The following is a 20,959-nucleotide window of genomic DNA, read 5'->3' as shown; positions in this document are numbered from 1 at the left end:
AAGTCAGACCACGAGAATGTAAACGATCTCGTATGTATCCGGCTCGACGATCACGATGCGATTGTCGGCAAGCACGAAGTAGCGGTACGAGCGATAGGCCGGGAGAATTTCGACAACCCTCGGCGGAAGCGGATGCAGTTCCACCGTTTTAGGGACTGCCACGCCGACCGACACGCTGAAGCTCGGCTTGATCGGCTCGACCTTGTTCTGCACGATGACGTTTCGAATTTCGGTCTTCTGCTCGGTCGAGATATTGATGCTGCCGGTGACCTCGTTCGAGGGCCGGTTAGCCGAGGCCGCATCAGTCTCGCTCGACTGGCGTTGCTGGGTACCGGTCGCTGTATTTGTGTTGGTGTCGGCGTTTGGTTGAGTGGTGCTGCCGGCCGCGTTCATATCCTTCTTTTCGGTCGAAGTGCCGGAGCCCTGGGCCGACTGCTTTGTCTGATCAGTGGCCGAACCGGCGGCGGCGTCCTGATTCATCTTCTTTTTCTGATCATCCGTCTGGGCCGCGTCGGTGCCGGTCTTGCTCTGGCTGTCCTTGGTGGCAGCACTCTGGCCGTCCTTCGACGCGCCGCTACCTGCTTCACCGGGCTTGCGGAGCTGTTCCGACTGGGCCTGATCCTGCGCCGGCTGCTTTGCCTCCGGGCTGTTGCTGCCTGCCGACTGGCCCGAGGCGCCAGCCTCTGGAGTGGTGGCCTTGGTGCCTTGGCTACCGGAGGCCGAGCCCTGCTTGGAGGTTCCCTCCTTGGGAAGAAGCCTCGGATCGGCAGAGCCGCCCGACGAATTCTGGGCGAGTGCGGGAAGCGAAAGTGTGGAGCCTGCAAGCAGGGCGACGAGGAGGGCTTTCCCATCAAAGAATCTCATGTTGGTTCTCCATTTTGGGTTTGCGGCGTCCACATGTCCGACGACTACAGGACGCGAAGATTTTCCAAGCTGATCAGTTGATGACGTGCACGACCTTGCGGGTGCTCGGCTCAACCAGCACGGTTTTTCCGCCGACAACGGCATAGCGGTACTTCACGTCCGGGACGTCGACCGTGTGGAGTTCGACCGTTTCAGGTAGCGATGCACCGACGCTGACGGTGACATTCGGAACATCCACGGACTTCACCTTCTGTTTGGTGACGTACTCCTTGATCACCGTTTCCTGCTCCGGGGCGATGACGACGGTCTGTGCTGAAGCGGCGAAAGATCCTGCCATGGCGGCTAGGCCTGCTGCTGCGAAAATCATGTACTTTCTCATCATGTTATCCTTCTTTTCCTTGTTCCCGCACTCGCCTCGCGAGGTGTTGGAACAACCGTGGAAGGATCATCGTGTTCCGGGGCTCGGACTTCGGTCCGAAAGCTCTGGGACCTAAGGCCCAACCCATCCGTCCAGCATTGGGCACAAAGGCCTATGGCGCCTGGACCGAAGTCCTGAGGAAGGAACGTCGTATGTGGGCCCACGTTGATGGCTCACGGCTTCGGCCGCAGCAACCAAGGAGGAAATCCCAATGAAGAAGCAACTCATCCTGGCGACGGCTATGTTCGCGCTGGCAGGCGGAACAGCCTTTGCTCAGTCGTCCACTGTCAACGGTGCGGCTGGCGGTGCAGTAACCGGCGCTATCGTGGGAGGTCCTGTCGGGGCTGCGGTCGGTGGGGTAGTCGGGGCGGTCGCAGGTACGGCAATCGATCCGCCGCCGCCGACTGTCGTCACATATGTGCGTGACTTGCCCGCACCGACGGAGCGGGTCTTCGTGAAGGAAAAGGTGGTCGTCGGCCAGCCCTTACCCTCGACTGTCGTCGTCAAGGCAGTGCCGGACAATCCGAACTACGCCTACGCGGTCGTGAACGAGCAGCGCGTGATTGTCGAGCCTTCTTCGCGGAAGGTCATCCAGGTCATCAACTAATTGGCACGGTCGGGCGTGCATACACGCCCGACCGTCTTGGATCGGTCATGATATACAATCAGCCCAGAAGCAGTCGTAGCAGCACTCCCCTCCTGATGGTCTTGATGGCCATGGTGGGAATGGTCGTCGCACTTCTCGTCCTCAACGACTCCTCCAAAAACTCCCCTGCCCGTGTCTATATTCCTGAGGACTTGGCACTGACGACGAAATCCTGAAATCCACTGACCGCCAGGAGAATCCGCTGCGGGAAAGCCTAACAACGGTACGGCGGTGGCTGTTGCCCTGCCGGAACTCCGCGATACCACATCCTGCATTCACCGGGCGGAGGAAGGTGGCCCCGCGGGATTGCCGCGGTACGGCGTCGTTCGCGCTCACCTCGTCTGTACTGACCGTCTCCGTTCGATCGCCGCTTGTCGAAGCCATTGCCACTCTCATCCTTCCATGGATCGGCAGCCGCGGTGCCTGCTCCGAGTAGGAGCGGCGTCAGAAGTGCCGCGAGAACTATCGAGACATGCTTCATGATGTTTCCTTCCAAATTGAAAAACATCGATCTAGCGCGTTGCCTCCGGATCGGCAGGGCGGACTCAGGCCTTATTGGGAGCAGGTGCGACTGCGAGAGCCTCAAACATCGGCAATGGATGTGGAGCGAAGCCTAACCGAGTGGCTGGAGAGGCTCGCCCATCATGCCGCACTGTCGCTATGCGGCGGCCGCGTCACAGGCCGCCAAGCTGGTCGAGGATGGCCGACCTCATCCGAGGCAAGCGGATCAAGGCCGAGGCGAAGGGCATGGATGATTTCGACCGTCCGCTGGTCAATCTGCCGGACGGCCGGGAGATTGGGCAAATCCTGTTGCGGGACGGTACTGCGCGCGATAGGCGGCCGGGCAACAGGAACGACTGGTGCCAATAAGAAAAGCCCCGCGGCCGGTAAGGCCACGGGGCTCAGGTCCGCCTACAGACGTTGTGACTGCAGCATAAAACTTAGGTGGTCTAGGTTGCTAGGCGCCCTGGAAAATAGTTCGCTGCCATTCGACACGGTCGATCTGCTAACCTCCAAACAAGGAAAGTTTCCAAAGTGACACCTGAAGAGTTTGAACGACGCGGCAGAGCTATCTATGGAAGGGGTTGGCAGTCAGCCCTCGCGAGGCGGGTCGGGATACATGCGCGATCAGTTCGCCGCTGGAAAGCCGGAGAGCGAGAGGTTCCAGCCTGGCTGGAATGGGCCATTGGTGTCCTTGAGCGCCACGAAGACGAACGCTAATTCACCACGCACAGAAGAAGCGGCTGGCTTGTGACCTCTTAGGCGAATGAACCAAACCGAGGAAGGTCTGTTAACGTTGTGGGTGCGGAGATAGATTGGCGAAGGCACGGAGTTTTCGAATGGTATCGCGCAGGCAGATCATCATTGGCGGGTGCTGGGCCTCTCTGTCTGGCGTCCTCTCGTCATCCCGCATCGCCATCAGCGGGGCCGCATTCGCCCTGGGCGTTCGCGAAGCATCAGCTCAGAATGGAAACGGCAACGGTGGCGGCAACGGCGGCGGCAACGGTGGCAACGGTGGCGGCGGCGGCGGCGGCGGCGGCGGCGGCGGCAACGGCGGCAACGGCGGCGGCAACGGCAACGGCGGCGGCGGCAACGGCGGTGGCGGCGGCGGCGGCGGCGGCGGCGGCGGCGGCGGTGGCGGCGGCGGCGGCGGCGGCGGCGGCGGCGGCGGTGGCGGCGGCGGTGGCGGTGGCAATGGAAATGGTGGCGGAAAGGGCAACAGCAATGCTGCGAGCAGCGCCTCGAAGGGAGCAAGTAAACCCACGACCGGTCTTTCACCGAACGAGGTGAACCCACCGACACGCGATGCTCTTACATCGGCGGGGACTGCGCTTGAGATTCGCCACCGTAACGGCATGCAGGAGGTTGTTACCAATGGTCGCTACGTCATGCGCGATAATCGGGGCCGGACAATTGTCAATCGCGCCGCAACGTCCGCGGACCTCGCAAGGATTCGGTCCCTACTAGAATAAAAATGTACGGGACGCTGGCCGCTCGATACCTCTCCGCTATTTCTGCTGCAGCTTGGCAGGAAATTGTATTCGAAATGAGAAACGAAGCCACTTCACATGGTCTGTGCCTTACCGAACAGATAGCGCTCGCCCCGATCTTGATGACATCTGGCGTTCTTTTGCTGGTCACAGTCGGACTGTTCGTGTTTCTCGCAAGCAGGCGGCCTCCGCCAGCATTTTGAGATTATGGAGAGAAGGTCGCCACTGGCGAGACCGATTGCCAGAGAAGAGAGAAGACGGGAGCTCGCCGAGGAGTTCCGCCGCTGGGAGGATATCTGGGCAAGAATGGGCGATCGATAGAGAACGATGAAGAGCGACCCATACTCGAGACGATACCAAACGATGACGCCTGGGCGCTTGCGAACGACATTGCGCTCGATGGCGTCGAGAGAAGCTATCATCGCTCGCGGCCCCAAGCTGGATCTTGCATGGCGTCAAACTTGTCTGGAGAAAGGGGCCGGTGCTCGGTTGAGAGGTGCTCAGCCGTCCCACAGATGATCTATGTAGCGTCCGACGATCGAGACCCATCGATGCCGCCGGCGCTCGTAGCTTGATCGTTCCGGCTGCGGGAAATCAGGATCCCCGAATGCGCCGACCGGAACGGCGATTAGGCCGGGAGCACTCTCGTTTTCATAGGCGACGGTGGAGCCGCATTTCGGACAGAAGCGATATCTCGCCCATCGGCCCCTATCGCTCGTGCGTTCGTATATGGAGAAGTCGCCCTCGATCTTGACGTCCGCCGTCGCAAAGCGAGCCTGAACACCGAAGGCGCTACCCGTGCGTCGCTGGCATTCCAGACAGTGACAGACGGACACTCTGACGGGATCACCTTGGCATCTGATCTTCAGCTCACCGCACCTGCATGCCGCCTGTCTCATCCTGAAGCCTCCTGTTTCGCTCCCAACGCTTGATGCCCGTTTTGGATCGCACTGGTGTTCTCAGATCTTGAATGGCTGGCGAGAGAGCTTCATCCGGATCCGATCTCGATTGAGCGGGAGCGGATCCGACATCGGGTCGGGCGAAGGCCGAGCGAATCCTTGAAGATCGGATCGAACCCATGGAATTCTAAGGCTTGATTTGCAGGACCAATTCCCTGACTCTGCCGATCGACAGCGTGCCGCGACATCACCGAAGAGCGGGGGGTTCTGTGCTCACTATCGGACAGCTTTCGAAAGCGACGGGGACGAACGTCTCCACGATCCGCTATTACGAGCAGTCGGGATTGCTTACCCGCCCCAGCAGGTCGGAAGGCAACCAGCGGCGCTATACCGCCGACGAGCAGGACCGCCTCGCCTTCATTCGAAATGCACGTGATCTCGGCCTCAGCATCGAAGCGATCCGGGATCTGATCGACCTGAGCGCGCGCCCGGACATCTCGGACACTGAAACGGACCGCATCGCGGCTGAGCAGCTCGCCGGAGTCCGCGAACGGATCGGCCGCCTGAAGAAGCTCGAAAGCGAGCTCGAGCAGATCTCGAGCCGCCAGTCATCACCAGGCCAAAAATCCGGGGTGATCCAGTCACTGGCCCGTTGCCACCACGCGGGCATTGATTCCGACTGAAGCAGTATCCCGGCGTCGATCGGGCTATGCAGGCCTCGGTGGGTCCGCACCGCAATTCCCAGGCCGCTCCCCTGTGTCAAGAAACTTCAAAAGGATCGGCGCCTGCTGTGATATTTCACGTGCCGAAACACGTTTGCGCACGCTTCTGTCAATCGGCGCGGAATGTTGACCCCTTATCGGCGTGCAATCTTCACCCCCCTGTAGGCGATCAGCGCTTGGCCTGCCCGGCGCTGGCCGGGGTTGCAGAGGGTAGGCCAAGTGCGGGTGTTTAGGCTCTTCGGCTTTAGCTTTGAGATCGGTTTTTGAAGCGCCAGGACTCGTTGCCGGTTTCCACGATCTCGCAATGGTGGGTCAGCCGGTCGAGGAGAGCTGTCGTCATCTTCGCATCGCCAAACACCGACGGCCATTCGCCGAAGGCGAGGTTCGTGGTGACGATGATCGAAGTGCGCTCGTAAAGCCTGCTGATCAAGTGGAACAGGAGCTGACCACCGGCCTGTGCGAACGGCAGATAGCCGAGTTCATCGAGGATGATGAAGTCGAGGCGTGTAAGGTAATCCGCCATCCGACCCTGCTTGCCATTGCGTGTTTCCGTTTCCAGCCGATTGACCAGATCGACGACGTTGAAGAAGCGACCGCGTGTGCTGTTGCGGATGAGCGCACGGGCAATTGCGATAGCCAGATGGCTCTTGCCGGTTCCCGTGCCGCCGACGAGAACGACATTGCGCTGGTCGGCGACGAACGTGCCGGTGGCCAGTTCACGCACCAGGGATTCATTGACGGGCGTATCGGCGAAGTCGAAGTCGTCAATATCTTTTGCCAACGGCAGCTTGGCGATGCTGAGCTGGTAGCGGATCGAGCGTGCCTGCTTCTCGGCGATCTCCGACTGCAGGAGGTCACCGACAATGCGCGGCGGTTCGTGCTGCCGTTTGATGCCATTGCCCATGACCTCATCGTAGGCACTGCGCATTCCGTAGAGCTTCAGCGTGCTCATCAGTTCGAGAACCTGCGTGCGTTCCATCAACTTGCCCTCCTGAGCCTGTCGTAACGGGCGCAGTCGGCGACCGGCTCATGGGTCAGTCGAAGCGCATCCGGGATTTGCAGGGTTGCGGCGGGAGCCTGGTCGCGGCTTCGAGCCAGAATGTTGATGATCACCGAGGCAGAGCAGACGCCGTGATCAAGCGCTTCCTGGCAAGCAGCCTCAACTGCCGTGAGACCATCAGCGGGAACACATCCGAGTATGGTGACCATCTGCCGATCACCGTCATCGACGCTCTTCAACCGTTTGCGCACCTTCTCCATCGCGGCTGGCAAAACCCATTCCCGGAAAGGAGCGCCGTTGCGCAAGGCACCGGGTTTGCGAGCGAGGACGGGGACATAGTGCCAGGGATCGTAGACGGTGTCGCCACGGCCGAAGCTGCGCCGGTGCTCAGCGACCGTCACCCCGTCCTGTTTGATGACAATCCGATCAGCATAAGCGTGGACCTCCACAGGACGGCCGACGGAGGTCGACAGGACGGAGTATTTGCTGTTGTCGAAACGGACAGTGCACGTCTTCGACACCGAGGCCGGAACGCAGTGGAAGCCATCGAATGGGCCAACATAATGCACGAGGCTGCCGCGTTCGGCCTCGAACATCTGCCAGATCGTCTGGGTCGTCTGCTCGGGATGGCTATGGGCCTTGGCATAGGCAACGCATTTGTCGAGCAGCCAGACATTCAGTTCCTCCAGGCTTTTAACCCTGAGGCGTGGTGTGAAGAAGCGCTCACGCACGAGGCCAACCTGGTTCTCGACCTGCCCCTTCTCCCAGCCGGATGCTGGCGTGCAGGCAACGGGATGGACCAGATAGTGGCTGCACATCTGCAGGAAGCGGCGATTGTATTGTCGCTCCTTGCCGACGAACACCGCCTCGACCGCAGTCTTCATGTTATCGTAGATGCCGCGCGTGCAGGTGCCACGGAAGAAGGCGAAGGCCTTGTCATGGGCATCGAACACCATCTCCTGGCTCTCGCGCATATAGGCTCGGGCGAACATCATCCGGCTGTGGCAGAGCCGGACATGCGCCACCTTCACCGTCGTCGTCACGCCCTGGATCAGGACAATCTCATGGCTCCAGTCGAACTGATAGGCCTCGCCCGGTGCATAGTAGAGCGGCACATAAGCCTCAGCCGTCACAACGCCTCGATCTTTCGACCAGCTCTTCGCAAAGCGTCGGATCGCATCGTAGCTGCCGTCGTAACCCAGTGCCCGAAGCTCTTCGTAAATCCGGATCAGCGTCAGCCGTTCCCGAGAAGGCTTACCTTCGTTGGCTGCCAGAAATCGCTCGATCTCGGCCTTCCAAGCTCCAGTCTTCGGCAACGGCTGCCGTTCTCGCTCATAGGAAAAGTCGGTCTCATCGGATCGCAAAATCTTGCGGACCGTGTTGCGGGACACATGCAGCTCCCGGACGATCTTCTTCACCGACCAGCCCTGCACATGGAAGGCTCGACGAACACGCGCAATCGTATCCACTCGCTTCAACTCCCCCTCCATCCGCCTTCAAAAGACAGATGGTCAGACGAAACAGGTGGGGGGTCAAAATTGGACGCCGGTCACCCCGCCAGAGGGGTCAATATTCCACGCCGAAACACAGCCTGGGCCACCTTGAAAGCCACCGCCCCTCCAAGGGAGAGCAGTTCATCACTCGTGCCGGGGCCGACGAGGCGATCCAAATCCTGAACGATGGCGTGATCCGCAGAGATGCCGCAAAGATTCTCGGATGCCAGGAACACGTTTTCTCACGGCTTGTCGATGAAGGCATCTTCGTCCCGATGCAGATCACTCGCCGATCCACTGCCGAACTCGACTACCTCATGTTCGACCGCTTCTCGCGGGCTGAACTCCTCGCATTCAGGCAGAAGCTCGAGGACGCTGTGACGGTCGAAGTGTCGAGCGACATGGTTTCGCTCTCGAATGTCGCCAAGATCCAGGGAGAGAAGCAGGGCACCATTCTCGACCTCGTTCTCAGAGGGAAGCTGAAGTCCGTCGCAATGAAGAAGGACGGGCATCTCGCGTCGCGCCTGATGCTGAACAAGAGCGAGGTCGACGCGGCGCTGTGGCGGCCTCACGGACTATCCTCCGAAGAGACCGCGGAAAGGCTCGGGATCAAGCGCGACACCCTGCGGTCACTGATCGACCTGAAGCAATTCAATCCCGGGAAGTTCGGGCAGCATCAGCGACAACTGTTTGACGAAGAGGAAGTCGAAGCCTTCCGCAGGCGATATGTCACTCTTGGAATGCTGACCAAGGAATCCGGCATTCCGAAGGGAGAGTTGCTGGTCCGCTTCCGTCGCAGCCGGGCGAGCCCCGCGTTTCCTGTCGAACAGGTGAATGTCATGCTCATCCCACGCGATATCGCAGACCGAATGGTCGTGGGGCGACTATAGAGGCCGCCGACCCCGGCACCTTGGTGATACTGCCAACTTTGGGTGCGGCGGTGGTCGCTAAGCGATCTAGTTGTACGTCATATCGAGGCCCCGTTCGGCACGCTGCCGGGCGGGGCTTTCAGTTTGACTGGTCGACGCAGTCGAGGCTGCGACATCAGCTCTCTTGGTAAACGCAAGGGATGTCTGCAGAGTATCCAACCGCGCGCATATGCTTGCGGCTACGTCGTGATTCCAGCCATGTCTACCTTGGGCTAGGCGCTGTCGACATCCTCGAATATCGACCGGGGTGTTGTCTCAGCGGGTTTGGTCGGTGCCAGCGCCTCGACGGTAGAGGCGGTCACGATGTGACTCCAATCGGAATTGTCGTCGGACTCGTTATCGCGCTCCTCCTTGCGTTCCTCAAGTAGCTGAATAGAACGCTTGATCTTCTTACGGGCGACATCAATCAGCTCCTCACCTTCATCATCGACCTGCAGATCCTCCAGTTTCGCGAGGGCATTGGCGATCGTCTCGAAGTGGCTCTCCGGGTCCTCATCGAGATCGGCGCCGTCGGTGATTTCAGATATCTTGTCCTCGAGTTTAGGCAGTCTCTGAATGCGAAGCGACATTCCAAGGCGGACGAGCCGCTCGGCAGGGACAAGCTCTAACATCGCTGAATTGTCGAAAAACGACAGGTCGAACTCGTCCGCTGCCGCGCTCTCGAGCGAAAGAGCAGCGCGTTCGTGCAAATCGTCATCCAGTAGCCTCGCGCGGTGAGCACGGGCGTGCGTAACTAGCTTGGGACTGTTGGCAATCACGGTGGTTGCCCATGTCTTGCGTTTCAGGATGTCGGGATCGAGCCGGATCAGCTTTTCAAAGACAGCATCGCTCGCTCGATAGGCGAGGAAAGTGAACAGAGACCAGGTTCGTTCGGCCTCGTCGGGCGTTCGCACCAGACGCTCTACCAGCATGTCGTTGAGGCTTGCCGGAATGGTCAACGCATTCGGAATGTCGTGCGATCCCTCACAGGTGAAGTTGTCCAACACGGTGTCGATGGTAGCCCCCCGAAGAAGGGCCGCCATCATGAAGGGTTTCTCACTCAGGATTTCTGTCAGCGCGTCCGAAATAGTAGGATGGGCGAAAGTCCAGATCGTCGCCGCGCCGCTGCCGGAGGCCTTGAGAAACGACCCCTTCAGATCGGCGAAGGCATCTTGAATCTGCGGCAGGCCGCATCCGGTTAACTCTGCCACTGCGGCAGCGGCTTCCGGATCGAAGCCGGTGATCCTGAATGCACCCTGATGCACATAGACGAGGATGAGCGCTGCCTGCAGGACGGGTTCAAGCGCGTTGACTGTGTCGATGAGATGTTCGCGAGGCTCGCGCATGAAGCGTACTAGGGAAGCTTCTCGCGGTGCAAGGCTCTTGGTAAAAGAGGGGTCACCCAACCGCTCGGCGATCCCCGGCAGGAATTCGTGGACGGCTGCAACCGCTTCGAGATGCGGCTTCACACTCGATTTCCAGCTCTGGCTTTGGCCCCCGTAATTGATGTGATTGTAGAGGATTTGCGCCTTTTCTTCTGCGGTCAGCACACCGACATCGACGACGGCCCGTCCATCCGCAAAGAGCGGTAGATTGCGCTGACCGAGGCGGCGGCGGGCCGCTTCGTAGATGTGTTTTCGTGAGGTTAGAAGGAAACGATTGCCGTGCCCGATTGCCGCTCGAAGCTTGGTGAAGGCAGAGGTCCAATCCTGAACATAGTCCTCGCGCACTTGGTTCGAACCAAACGCATCGTCGATCCAGAAGAAACGGCCGGGATCGCTTGGATTCCAGCCTGCCTCGAAATCCCGCGGGCTCGTCAGGGCGAGAACGGTATTATTGGGGTTCTCAGAGGCGATTGTGGAAATGATTGCACCGATCGCGGATTTGCCGCTTGAAGGGTTGCCAAGCAGGAGCACTATGCCGTGATTTCCGATCGCCCGCACCGCATCGCGGTGGGCTCGGGTCGGAACATAAGTTTTAAGCTTGGGTATCCAATTGTCGAGCAACGCGCGGCTTTGCTGGGTTAGGCGCTCGTCGATAATCGAAGTCAGATCGCCTAGCCCGTAAACCTGGGGCACCAGCGCCCGCAGCCGGGCACTGCCTCTGATGGTACGAACGACATATTGGCGCCCGAGGATGTGGGCTTTGCGAACCCCGAGCTCGCGAAGGCGCGTGCGGATTTCCCTCGCGACGCCCGCGTCAACGCTCATGTTGGTCATGAATACGTAAGTGTTTGCTTGGCCGTTCGCGACCAGTTCGCGAACGTGGTCGATTTCTGAATTGAGATCACTTGTCCTGAGCGCCTTCGCGGCATCCGACGTGTGTTTGCATTGAACCGTACCTATGTGAGCACCCGCGGGATCGTCGGAAGGGATGAGAAAGACCGCATCCTGACCGCCGTCCTGGGCCTCCCGAAAAATCTCGACAGGTCGACGGAGCGCGACCTCGCAAATTTGCGAGCAAAGATCCTGAAATGCGCGCCAGCCAATCGTATGAAGTGCCAGATCGGACCAGGGGCCGACGGCCATCCGATTGGGCGCGGGAATCAGATTTTCCGCCTCGATGTCGCCCGCACCATCCACATGCTTCAATTTCTGCCCCCAAAGGATCTCGGCCAACGTGTGGCCCAGTTCTGAATATGGCACAGATGGCATACGATACGATATTGCTGATCCATGACTGCCACCAAGACCAAGCTCACAACGCTCCGCACCTTCTTGAGCGGCGCTCTGGCAGCGGATCAGGCGGCTACGACCGAAGCTTGCGCCTGAGCCGGTTCCGGAATTTCCTCATTGCGGAAGAAACGCCACATGGTGCGGACGAGATTCTTGAGCATATCGCTTTCGCGACCATGTTCTCTGGCGCGCAGAATTGTTTGATAGACAACTTCTGGGATTTTCTGCGTATCGTTGTTGGGATGCACACCAAATGGTTCGCAGGCAGCAGCAAGGCACGCCGCGTGCACTTCGGGCGTTAGATCGTCCTTGAGCTTGTGCTCCAACGTCTTTTCGAAATGCGCGTAGCAATCGGTTATGAGATCATGGGTCGGCGCGGCGTCAAAATGATCGTCCGGCTTGGCGAGCTTACTTAAAGCAAGATCGGTTGCCGGCGTTCGTTTGGACTCGACCAATTGCTGGTCGCAATCCCATAGCATGAAGGTCGGGATACCCAGCTCACGAAAGATTACATAGGGGCGATCGAGATTGGCTTTGCCTTCAGCGGACAAGATGGCGATACCTGCAGCCTCGAAACTCACGCCGAGCATCCGCGCCGTCGCGGTCAGCGCCGCTTTATCGCTTCGACCCTCGACCAGAATGACGCCGTTGGCGAAAAAGCCTTCTGCCAACTCAGCACCAAGAATGTGGAGCCTCGGCATCAATGTCTCTGCGCTGAAGGTGCCAGCGGGTTTACCCCAGCCCTGTTCGAGCTTCTGCGCAACGATACCGAGATCGAGCGCTTGCAAGGTACATTGCTTTAACTCGCTGTCCGCACAAGGTGAGCGCCGAGTGAGCCTGATCTCATCGGCCTTCCCCATTGAAATGAACATCGGTGAGTGCGAGCCGAAGATAACTTGCGTGTAACCTTGGACACCGGGAAGCGTGCCGCTGCTCAGGCCCCGCAGCACTTCCGCGAAATGCCGCTGCTTAGTCGGATGCTGATACAGCTCAGGTTCTTCGATAGCGAGAATGAGTGTCGGTGCCTGGACCGCGGCGGCAGCCGGCGCACCATCGCCGCCACCAACGTCACCCTCTACGGGCGCGTCGTCGGCCTCCGGCACCGCCGTTCGCGCAAGATGCTGTAGCAGCGTAAAGATGAAGGCGCGCTGGAGACCATGGCCTTGTCTGTCCACCGGACCACCGAAGCCATCGTCCTTAAGGAACACATCCGCCATTGGCAACGGGACCGGCATCTCCCCGATTTCACGCCAGTTCAACGAAACTTCGGCATCCTGGTACAGACCTCGCAAGTCGGCGGTGAGCGTCCCAGCGAGTGCGCCGAGTTCGGGCATATTCTCGGCGGAAACCAGAGCTTGATAGGCTTCGGTCATCTGCGCCTTGAACGCTAGGATGTCTGGTCGCTGGAGAATCTGACTGCGCACGAGTAGTTCGAGCAACTTGCCGATGACACTCGTCTTGCTGTCCGCCGCGTCCGCCGACGCCTCGCGCACCGCAGGGATGAACACGAAACTCGTGTGCCGCTGGAGCTTGCCGCGGCTATTGTTCTGGAACCCAAAGAACTGACCATCGTCGGGTAACAGCACTAACTGGTCGGGATGGTTAGCTTCCCAATCCCGCAACGCTTGGTCGACCGCTGCTGCGCTGCCAGCATTGGGTAGGTCGGCGTACAACGGATTATTCTCCCGCAGGGCATTGTAGGCAGCGCGCTTAGGCGTCGCACCGGTATGCATCCGGATCGCCACGAAGTCCGCAATCTGCGGGACGAGGCCTTGATAGCGTCCGCTTGAGGCACCTCCGTCAAAAATACGAGTAACGACCAATTTGCCATCGCGCACCCGGTTCTCGAACGCAGCGACTTCTTGATCGCCGAGCTGATGGAAAGTTAGTTCGATTTCGATCGATTGCCCTTGATCGCGTCCGAAGAAGTCATCAGCATCACAGCTCTTCGAAGTCGAGTAGAACTTCTCGATTGCCTTCAGGATCGAAGATTTACCTGCGCCATTGCCGCCGATCAGCGCAGTATGGGCGCCAAATGAAACGTCGACGTCGCGAAGTGATCTGAAATTCTTTACGCGCGCACGCTCAAGCTGCATCGTAGCCTCCCCCGTGAGCATCACTATTCGATTTCAAATGGCGGAAATGCAAGCGCGATCCGCTCGCCCTTGTCAGTAAACCGTTGAAGCCTGGCTACCACGTATCGTGTACATCCGGGAGTATCCTAACGCGCGCGCATCTGCTTGCAGCCAAGCCGTTTGCAGCCAAGCCGTGATCGCCGACGGAACTCTCCAACCTGCATCCTTCTCGTCGCCATTCCATCGCCATCCGGACGGCAGCCTCGTGTTCGCAACCGGATCGTCACAACGCGACTTCCTTCCCTGGATTGTTCCGCCACGCGGCTTGCCAAACAGCAAGCAAAATCAGGCGTTTGCAGGTTTGGGACAAACCAAGCTGTCATTTGGGACATTCTTTGGTGGCCGCGGCGGCTTCTAAGTCGTTGGAATCCTGGAAACGGCTGGGACAAACCTATTGGCCGCGTAGAAGTGGCATAACCGCTTTTCCGCAACCTATATTGGGATAAAGTGATCCCTGCGGTGATTGAGTTCACCGCGGGGATTTGTCTGCGGAGAAGGAAATGAAATGTCGATACCAGGCTGGCCGCGACAGGAAAGGCAGCTTCGAAATAGCACATGAGAACTACTGGAAACCCGTAGTCAACCATGTTAGATTTTGAATGGGATGAACAAAAGGCGGCGCTGAACCTCGCCAAACATGGCATCAGCCTTTCCGACGCCTCCGCGGTTTTTAAAGACCCATTCGCCTTCGATACCGAAGACAGATCGATGGATTACGGTGAGATCAGACGACGCATCATCGGACTCGGCAATGGTCGCTTCCTGACTGTTATCTATACCGAGCGCAGTGAAACGATCCGGCTCATATCAGCCAGAAAAGCAACGCGGGCGGAGCGTCGGGAGTATGAAGATGCCAGATAATAAAAAACAACAATCGAACTGGGCTCGCTTTGACGCCATGAGCGACGATGAAGCGGAAGCCAATGCGCTCGGGGACCCGGACAACCCACCCATGACGGGCGAACAGATCCGCTCCGCTCCCCGCATGCCGCAGGTCAAGGTCATCCGACGCGCGCTCGGCCTGACCCAGGAAGAGTTTTCCGGCCGCTACCAGATTCCGCTCGGCACGTTGCGCGACTGGGAACAAGGTCGATCCGAACCGGACCAACCGGCAAAGGCATATCTGAAGGTGATTGCGGTCGACCCGCAAGGTACGGCGGAGGCGTTGATAAAAGGCGCTGCATAGTTTCAATAGACGCCGAATGCTGCTTCGCCAGCCTCCATGGCAATGGTCCGCCGGGTCGCAATGAGACGGTCAGGATAAAGGTTGGACTCAAGTCCAACGAGAAGGCGTCAGAAATCGCCCAATGCGTATCCGGCGCCGCGCACGGTCCGGATCACGTTGTCGGACTTGCCAAGGCTGATGACTTTGCGAAGCCGGCCTATATGGACGTCGATCGCGCGCTCATCGACGGTCGTGTCGTCGCCCCATAGGGATGCCTTGAGCTCCGAGCGGGAATAGACCTTGCCCGGTGTCCGCATCAGGAATTCAAGGAGCTTGAACTCCTTCGGCCCGAGCTTGACCTCGCGTTTCTGCCGGTGAACTCGATGGGCTTCCCGGTCGAGCGTGAGATCGCCGACCTTGAGCATGTGGTCCAGGAGGGCGGGATTGACGCGCCTCAGCAGGTTCTTCACACGGACGACGAGCTCGACCGGGGAAAATGGCTTCATCAGGCAATCGTCGGCACCTGCCGCCAGCGCGATAATGTGAAGGCCTTCGCCACCCGACGGCACGAGGAGGATGATCGGAAGGCGCGACAGGACAGGGTCGAGACGCACCTCGCGGCAGACCTCGAGACCTCGCACGCCCGGAAGATCCGAACTCATGACCAGGATATCCGGCGGAACGGCTTTCAGGCGATCTGAGATCTCGGCTCCACTTGCCAGCATCGATACGACGAAGCTGTCGGCCACGAGGGCTTTCTGCAATATCAGACGGAACGACTCGTCGTCGTCGACCAACAGGACCCGCGCGCTCATCTCGTGGCCACCAACTATGTTTCCATGGAGTATCCGGCACCGCGGACGGTGCGGATGACATCCTGCATGTTGGAGAAGTTGAGTGCCTTGCGAAGTCTTCCCACATGGACGTCGACGGTACGCTCGTCGACATAGATGTCGTGGCCCCAGACGCCGTCCAGAAGCTGCGAGCGGGAAAAGACCCGCCCTGGCGCTGCCATCAGGAATTCGAGCAGGCGGAATTCGGTCGGGCCAAGGCGCACTTCGCGGCTCTTGCGGTGAACGCGATGGGTTTCCCGATCGAGCTCGATATCGCCGCAGCGGAGAACGCTGGAGAGCACCTCGGGCCGGGCCCGGCGCAGCATGGCCTTGACGCGGGCCATCAGTTCCGGCGTCGAGAAGGGTTTTACCACATAGTCGTCGGCGCCGGTGGCGAGGCCGCGGACACGTTCGCTCTCCTCGCCGCGGGCCGTCAGCATGATGATCGGCAGGCGCTCGGTTTCCGGGCGCATGCGCAGCCGGCGGCAGAGTTCGATGCCGGAAACGCCGGGCAGCATCCAGTCCAGGATCAGAAGGTCCGGTACTCGCTCCTGAAGCCGAATTTCGGCTTCGTCGCCCCGCAAAACGGTATCGACCTCATAACCCTCGGCTTCCAGATTGTAACGAAGAAGCACGCTCAGCGCTTCTTCGTCTTCTACGACAGCGATTTTCGGCAGCATTCTTGGCCTGCTCCGTCAGTTCTATTCAGTGATCGCGCCGAGCGTGTTCGACGAGTCGTCCTTCGGACGATCGCCTTCCGGCTGGGCGCCCGTCGTCATGTAGTAGATGGTCTCGGCGATATTGGTGGCGTGGTCGCCGATACGCTCGATGTTCTTGGCGCAGAACAGAAGATGCGTGCAGGTGGTGATGTTGCGCGGATCCTCCATCATGTAGGTGAGGAGCTCGCGGAACAGCGAGGTGTACATCGCGTCGATTTCCTCGTCGCGGCTACGGATCGCCTCGGCCTTTTCCGCCGAACGCGTCGCATAGACGTCGAGGACGTCCTTGAGCTGCACGAGGGCGAGATCGGAGAGATGTTCGAGGCCGCGGGCGAGCTTGCGCGGAACGCCGGTGCCCTGAACCGCGATAACGCGCTTGGCGGTGTTCTTGCCAAGGTCGCCGACGCGCTCGAGATCGGAGGCGATGCGCAGCGAACCGACGATCTCGCGAAGGTCGGCCGCAACCGGCTGGCGGCGGGCGATCGTGATGATCGCCTTGTCGCCGATCTCGCGCTCGGCGTGATCGAGGATCACGTCGTCGGAGATGACCTTCTGCGCGAGTGCGGCGTCGGAATTGACCAGCGCCCGCACGGCGTCCGAGCACATCTGCTCGGCGAGGCCGCCCATTTCGGAGATGCGGCGGCTCAGGTATTTCAGTTCGTCGTCATAAGCCGACAGGATATGGGTCGATGCCATCTTCTAGTCCTCAAAATTGATTTTCAGGCGGCACAATCGGCTGGATCAGCCGAAGCGGCCCATGATGTAATCCTGGGTGCGCTGATCGTCGGGATTGGTGAACATCTTGTCGGTGTCGTTCTCCTCGACGAGCTGGCCGAGATGGAACATGGCGGTGCGCTGCGACACGCGGGCAGCCTGCTGCATCGAGTGCGTCACGATCACGATCGTGTAGTTGGCACGCAGTTCATGGATGAGTTCTTCGACTTTGGCGGTGGCGATCGGGTCGAGAGCCGAGCAGGGTTCGTCCATGAGGATGACTTCCGGCGACACGGCGATCGCACGGGCGATGCACAGACGCTGCTGCTGGCCGCCGGAGAGGCCGGTGCCGGATTCGTGCAGGCGATCCTTGACTTCGCCCCAGAGGCCGGCGCGCTGCAGGCTCGCCTCGACGATCTGGTCCATGTCGGCCTTGTTCTTGGAAAGGCCGTGGATGCGCGGACCGTAGGAAATGTTCTCGTAGATGGTCTTCGGGAACGGGTTCGGCTTCTGGAACACCATGCCGACGCGGGCGCGAAGTTCCACGACGTCGATGTTATTGTCGTAGATATCGTCCGTGTCGAGGGTGATCTTGCCGGTGACGCGGCAATTCTCGATCGTGTCGTTCATGCGGTTGAGGCAGCGCAGGAAGGTGGACTTGCCGCAGCCGGAAGGACCGATGAGAGCCGTCACAGTGTTTTCGCGGACGTTGAGGTTCACGTCGAAAAGCGCACGCTTTTCGCCGTAGTAAACCGAAACGTCCTTGCCGATCATCTTGTGGGAAGCATCGCTCATCTTTTGGTCCAGCGCCTTTTCTACTGCCGATTCTGACATCATATTCATTGTCATACTCCTTCTACCAGCGCCGCTCGAAGCGACGCCGCAAGAGAATTGCGCCAACATTCATTAGGATGAGGAACAGGAGCAGGATGATGATTGCTCCCGAGGTACGCTCGACGAACGCGCGCTCCGCTTCGTTCGCCCACATGTAGATCTGGACCGGCAGCGCCGTCGACGGGTCGAGCGGCGTGGTCGGATAGTTGGCGACGAAGGCCACCATGCCGATCAGGAGCAGCGGCGCGGTTTCGCCGAGTGCGTGGGCCAGGCCGATGATGGTGCCGGTCAGGATGCCCGGCATGGCAAGCGGCAGGACATGGTGGAAGATCGTCTGCATCTTCGATGCGCCGAGCCCGAGGGCGGCCGCCCGGATCGATGGCGGCACGGCCTTCAGTGCCGCGCGGGTCGCGATGATGATCGTCGGCAGCGTCATGAGGGTGAGCACCAGACCGCCGACGAAGGAGGCGGAACGCGGCAGACCCATGAAGTTGACGAAGACCGCCAGACCGAGAAGACCGTAGACGATCGAGGGAACGGCCGCGAGATTGTTGATATTCACCTCGATCAGGTCGGTGAACTTGTTCTTCGGGGCGAACTCCTCGAGATAGATCGAGGCGGCGACGCCGATCGGCAGCGCCAGGACAAGCACGATCAGCATCATGTAGAACGAGCCGATGAGCGCGACGCCGACGCCGGCCGCTTCCGGACGGCTCGATGCGCCGTTGACAAAAATGCCGCCGTTGAAATGCTTGGCAAGCGCTCCGCTGTCGGAGAGCTGCGTCATCCAGCCGAGCTGCTGGTCGTTGATCTTGCGGTTCTCCTGGCCGACGTTGAGGTCGATCTGGCCCTTGTAGGCCGAGTCGATATCGCCGGAAGCGAGCAGTCTTACCGTCTGCGTCGTGCCGATGATCGCCGGATTGGCGACCACCAGGTCACGCAGCTGAACGCGGACACCATCCGACAGCATCTGGTTGACTGCGCGGGCTGCGACGCGGTCGTCCACGCTGACGTTGAGCAGCTTGGCGAGCGCGTTGCGGGCGACGACCGGATAGTTTGCCGTCATCAGCTTCTGCGGGTTGGTGGCCCGTTCGTTCTGCGGGTCGATGATCTGCTGCGAAAACTCGACCGGCATGGTGATCATGGTCTGCTGGAACGCGGTGTAACCCTTGGAGACTACCGACCACAGGAGAAGCATCAGGAAGATGATGCCGAAGGAAAGCGCGGCGATGCCATAGGCGCGGAAGCGACGCTCGGCAGCGTAACGGCGCTTGATGCCGATATCGCGACGGACGGACTTGGCCTTGGGGATGCCGGCGGCGGGAGAAACCACATCGGTCATTCGTACTGCTCCCGGTATTTGCGCACGATATAGAGCGCGTAGATGTTGAGGCAAAGCGTGATTGCGAACAGCGTGATGCCCAGCGCGAAGGCAACCAGGGTCTGCGGCGAGGTGAACTCAAGGTCACCCGTCAGCTGGTTGACGATCTTCACGGTCACGGTCGTCATCGGCTCGAACGGATTGATCTGCAGGCGGGCGGCGACACCGGCCGCAAGCACGACGATCATGGTTTCGCCGACGGCGCGCGAGGCGGTCATCAGGAGCGCGCCGACGATGCCCGGCAGAGCGGCCGGCAGGACGACCTTCTTGATGGTTTCCGAACGGGTGGCGCCGAGACCGAGCGAACCGTCACGCAGGGCGCGAGGCACTGCCGTGATGATGTCGTCCGACAGCGAGGAGACGTAGGGGATCAGCATGATGCCCATGACGAAACCGGCCGTCAGAACGCTCTGTGCCTGGATGAAGTTGGCATAATCGCCGGTGACGAGGCCGTTCAGCTGCGAAGAAATGTCGCGAAGGAACGGACCGACTGTCGTCAATGCGAAGAAGCCGTAGACGATGGTCGGAATGCCGGCGAGCACTTCGAGCAGCGGCTTGGCGACCGAGCGGACCTTCGGCGAGGCGTATTCCGACATGTAGATTGCCGAAAAGAGGCCGATCGGAACCGCGAAGAGCATCGCGACGAAACCGATATAGAGCGTGCCGAGCAGCAGCGGAATGAGGCCGAACTGACCTTCGGAGCCACCCGAACCCGCAGCCGCAAAACGCGGATCCCATACCGTGCCGAAGAAGAATTCCCAGGCGGGAATGGCGGTGAAGAAGTGGGCGGCTTCCGTCAGCATCGATGCGACGATGCCGACCGTGGTCAGAATGGCGATCGAAGAAGCGACGACGAGGCTGCCGAGGATCACTTTTTCCACCCGGTTGCGGGCACGGAAGCGCGGTGCGATCTGGCGGTAAGCAAAGAGGGCGCCGCCGATGGAAGCCCCCAGAACGAGGATCGTCATGAGGACACGGCTGACGAAGGTCATCCTGTTCAGTTCGGCAGCGGCCTTGACCATGAAGGGCTGCGGATCACCCGCAAGCGGAACGCCCTTGGCGCCAAGCGCAGCACGAAGCTCCACCGGATTATTTTCGATGCGGGCGATCTCATCGCCGGTCAGCGCATTCATGCCGCGGGCAATCGAGGTGATCATGCCGTAGCTCAGGCCCTGCTCGGCCTGCGATTGAGTTTTCACCTCTTCGGGAAACGCACCGCGCACCGAGGAGCTGATATACATGGGGCTGGCGACCAGCCAGACAAAAAGAATGACGACGGCCGGCAAGATCGCCCAGACGGCGACAAAAGAACCGTAATATCCAGGCCGCGAATGAAGTTTGGAGGAAATACCTCCGACCAGTGCCATTGCATACCGGGCACCGGCGACGTAACCGGCTATGCCGATTATCGCCAAAATCAACAATATTAGTGATGTGTTCATCATAATCCCCCGGCGTACCGCCTTCGGCGGCAACCCATCACCGCCCAGCTCCGTTCATCGGAACCAATCGCATCGCCGTCGCGCCTCGCGCAACACCATCGCCACAAAACCGACGATTCC

At 59.9% G+C, this 20,959-nt stretch carries 19 protein-coding genes and 1 pseudogene; 7 read left to right on the top strand and 13 right to left on the bottom strand.

The window, feature by feature from the left end; translation table 11 throughout:
* Positions 1 to 3: 3 nt before the first annotated feature.
* Positions 4 to 864 carry a DUF1236 domain-containing protein gene (locus tag ACSQ3G_RS06240; RefSeq protein ID WP_436109403.1) on the bottom strand — a complete coding sequence of 287 codons (861 nt, stop codon included), beginning with the start codon at positions 862 to 864 and terminating at the stop codon, positions 4 to 6.
* A 73-nt stretch (positions 865 to 937) separates the two neighbouring features.
* On the bottom strand, positions 938 to 1,231 hold the full coding sequence (locus tag ACSQ3G_RS06235; RefSeq protein WP_436109402.1) for a DUF1236 domain-containing protein: 294 nt from the start codon (positions 1,229 to 1,231) through the stop codon (positions 938 to 940).
* A gap of 262 nt (positions 1,232 to 1,493) precedes the next feature.
* Here ACSQ3G_RS06235 and ACSQ3G_RS06230 point away from each other — a divergent pair, with 262 nt between their 5' ends.
* The 3 genes from ACSQ3G_RS06230 (at position 1,494) to ACSQ3G_RS06220 (ending at position 3,901) form a co-directional block, all read left to right on the top strand.
* Positions 1,494 to 1,889 (top strand): DUF1236 domain-containing protein, encoded by a 396-nt coding sequence (locus ACSQ3G_RS06230; RefSeq protein ID WP_436109401.1) that lies wholly within the window; start codon positions 1,494 to 1,496, stop codon positions 1,887 to 1,889.
* 738 nt (positions 1,890 to 2,627) lie between these two features.
* A complete protein-coding gene (locus ACSQ3G_RS06225) occupies positions 2,628 to 2,798 on the top strand; it encodes a hypothetical protein (protein ID WP_436109400.1) in 171 nt (56 codons plus the stop codon).
* Between the two features lie 470 nt (positions 2,799 to 3,268).
* Entirely contained in the window at positions 3,269 to 3,901 is a 633-nt protein-coding gene (locus ACSQ3G_RS06220; protein ID WP_436109399.1) for a hypothetical protein, read from the top strand.
* A gap of 518 nt (positions 3,902 to 4,419) precedes the next feature.
* On the opposite strand, the gene ACSQ3G_RS06215 is transcribed toward ACSQ3G_RS06220, so the two are convergent.
* Positions 4,420 to 4,818 carry a GFA family protein gene (locus ACSQ3G_RS06215; RefSeq protein ID WP_436109398.1) on the bottom strand — a complete coding sequence of 133 codons (399 nt, stop codon included), beginning with the start codon at positions 4,816 to 4,818 and terminating at the stop codon, positions 4,420 to 4,422.
* A 269-nt stretch (positions 4,819 to 5,087) separates the two neighbouring features.
* On the opposite strand from ACSQ3G_RS06215, the gene ACSQ3G_RS06210 reads away from it, so the two are divergent.
* The gene (locus ACSQ3G_RS06210) at positions 5,088 to 5,501 is read left to right on the top strand and encodes a MerR family transcriptional regulator (protein WP_436109397.1); all 414 of its coding nucleotides are present in this window, start codon (positions 5,088 to 5,090) and stop codon (positions 5,499 to 5,501) included.
* Between the two features lie 283 nt (positions 5,502 to 5,784).
* Here ACSQ3G_RS06210 and istB read toward each other — a convergent pair whose 3' ends face one another.
* A complete protein-coding gene (gene istB, locus ACSQ3G_RS06205) occupies positions 5,785 to 6,519 on the bottom strand; it encodes an IS21-like element helper ATPase IstB (protein ID WP_142843351.1) in 735 nt (244 codons plus the stop codon).
* A pseudogene (gene istA / locus ACSQ3G_RS06200) lies at positions 6,449 to 8,018 on the bottom strand (IS21 family transposase). The gene istB and the pseudogene istA overlap by 71 nt, the downstream one beginning before the upstream one ends.
* Before the next feature lie 206 nt (positions 8,019 to 8,224).
* Between istA and ACSQ3G_RS06195 the strand changes: the two are divergent.
* Positions 8,225 to 8,923 carry a helix-turn-helix domain-containing protein gene (locus ACSQ3G_RS06195; protein ID WP_436109396.1) on the top strand — a complete coding sequence of 233 codons (699 nt, stop codon included), beginning with the start codon at positions 8,225 to 8,227 and terminating at the stop codon, positions 8,921 to 8,923.
* Between the two features lie 251 nt (positions 8,924 to 9,174).
* Here the strand turns inward: ACSQ3G_RS06195 and ACSQ3G_RS06190 are convergent, their stop codons facing one another.
* Together ACSQ3G_RS06190 and ACSQ3G_RS06185 are read right to left on the bottom strand one after the other, a co-directional pair.
* Positions 9,175 to 11,559, bottom strand: a complete 2,385-nt coding sequence (locus ACSQ3G_RS06190; protein WP_436109395.1) for an nSTAND3 domain-containing NTPase — start codon at positions 11,557 to 11,559, stop codon at positions 9,175 to 9,177.
* A gap of 122 nt (positions 11,560 to 11,681) precedes the next feature.
* Complete coding sequence (locus ACSQ3G_RS06185; protein ID WP_436109394.1) at positions 11,682 to 13,712, bottom strand: ATP-dependent nuclease; 2,031 nt, start codon at positions 13,710 to 13,712, stop codon at positions 11,682 to 11,684.
* 624 nt (positions 13,713 to 14,336) lie between these two features.
* Between ACSQ3G_RS06185 and ACSQ3G_RS06180 the strand changes: the two genes are divergently transcribed.
* Entirely contained in the window at positions 14,337 to 14,612 is a 276-nt protein-coding gene (locus ACSQ3G_RS06180; protein WP_436109393.1) for a BrnT family toxin, read from the top strand.
* A complete protein-coding gene (locus tag ACSQ3G_RS06175) occupies positions 14,596 to 14,937 on the top strand; it encodes a helix-turn-helix domain-containing protein (protein ID WP_436109392.1) in 342 nt (113 codons plus the stop codon). Before ACSQ3G_RS06180 ends, ACSQ3G_RS06175 begins: the two co-directional genes overlap by 17 nt.
* Before the next feature lie 107 nt (positions 14,938 to 15,044).
* Here the strand turns inward: ACSQ3G_RS06175 and ACSQ3G_RS06170 are convergent, their stop codons facing one another.
* From ACSQ3G_RS06170 to pstC, 6 genes are read right to left on the bottom strand one after another with little or no spacing between them, the layout of a single operon-like run.
* Positions 15,045 to 15,731, bottom strand: a complete 687-nt coding sequence (locus ACSQ3G_RS06170; protein WP_436109391.1) for a winged helix-turn-helix domain-containing protein — start codon at positions 15,729 to 15,731, stop codon at positions 15,045 to 15,047.
* 14 nt (positions 15,732 to 15,745) lie between these two features.
* Positions 15,746 to 16,429, bottom strand: coding sequence for a phosphate regulon transcriptional regulator PhoB (phoB, locus tag ACSQ3G_RS06165; protein WP_037084667.1), 684 nt, complete (start codon positions 16,427 to 16,429; stop codon positions 15,746 to 15,748).
* A 21-nt stretch (positions 16,430 to 16,450) separates the two neighbouring features.
* Positions 16,451 to 17,164: a phosphate signaling complex protein PhoU gene (gene phoU, locus ACSQ3G_RS06160; protein WP_105401106.1), complete on the bottom strand. Its 714-nt coding sequence runs from the start codon at positions 17,162 to 17,164 to the stop codon at positions 16,451 to 16,453.
* Between the two features lie 45 nt (positions 17,165 to 17,209).
* Positions 17,210 to 18,025, bottom strand: coding sequence for a phosphate ABC transporter ATP-binding protein PstB (pstB, locus tag ACSQ3G_RS06155; RefSeq protein WP_046668027.1), 816 nt, complete (start codon positions 18,023 to 18,025; stop codon positions 17,210 to 17,212).
* A 13-nt stretch (positions 18,026 to 18,038) separates the two neighbouring features.
* A complete protein-coding gene (gene pstA / locus ACSQ3G_RS06150; protein WP_436109390.1) occupies positions 18,039 to 19,358 on the bottom strand; it encodes a phosphate ABC transporter permease PstA in 1,320 nt (439 codons plus the stop codon).
* The gene (pstC, locus tag ACSQ3G_RS06145) at positions 19,355 to 20,839 is read right to left on the bottom strand and encodes a phosphate ABC transporter permease subunit PstC (RefSeq protein ID WP_436109389.1); all 1,485 of its coding nucleotides are present in this window, start codon (positions 20,837 to 20,839) and stop codon (positions 19,355 to 19,357) included. The genes pstA and pstC overlap by 4 nt, the downstream gene beginning before the upstream one ends.
* Positions 20,840 to 20,959 lie beyond the last annotated feature (120 nt).

The sequence above is a fragment of the Neorhizobium tomejilense genome (assembly GCF_964254135.1).
Taxonomy (GTDB): Bacteria; Pseudomonadota; Alphaproteobacteria; order Rhizobiales; family Rhizobiaceae; genus Neorhizobium; species Neorhizobium tomejilense.
Note: the sequence above shows the minus strand (reverse complement) of the source record. Positions and strands in the feature narration are given on the sequence as shown.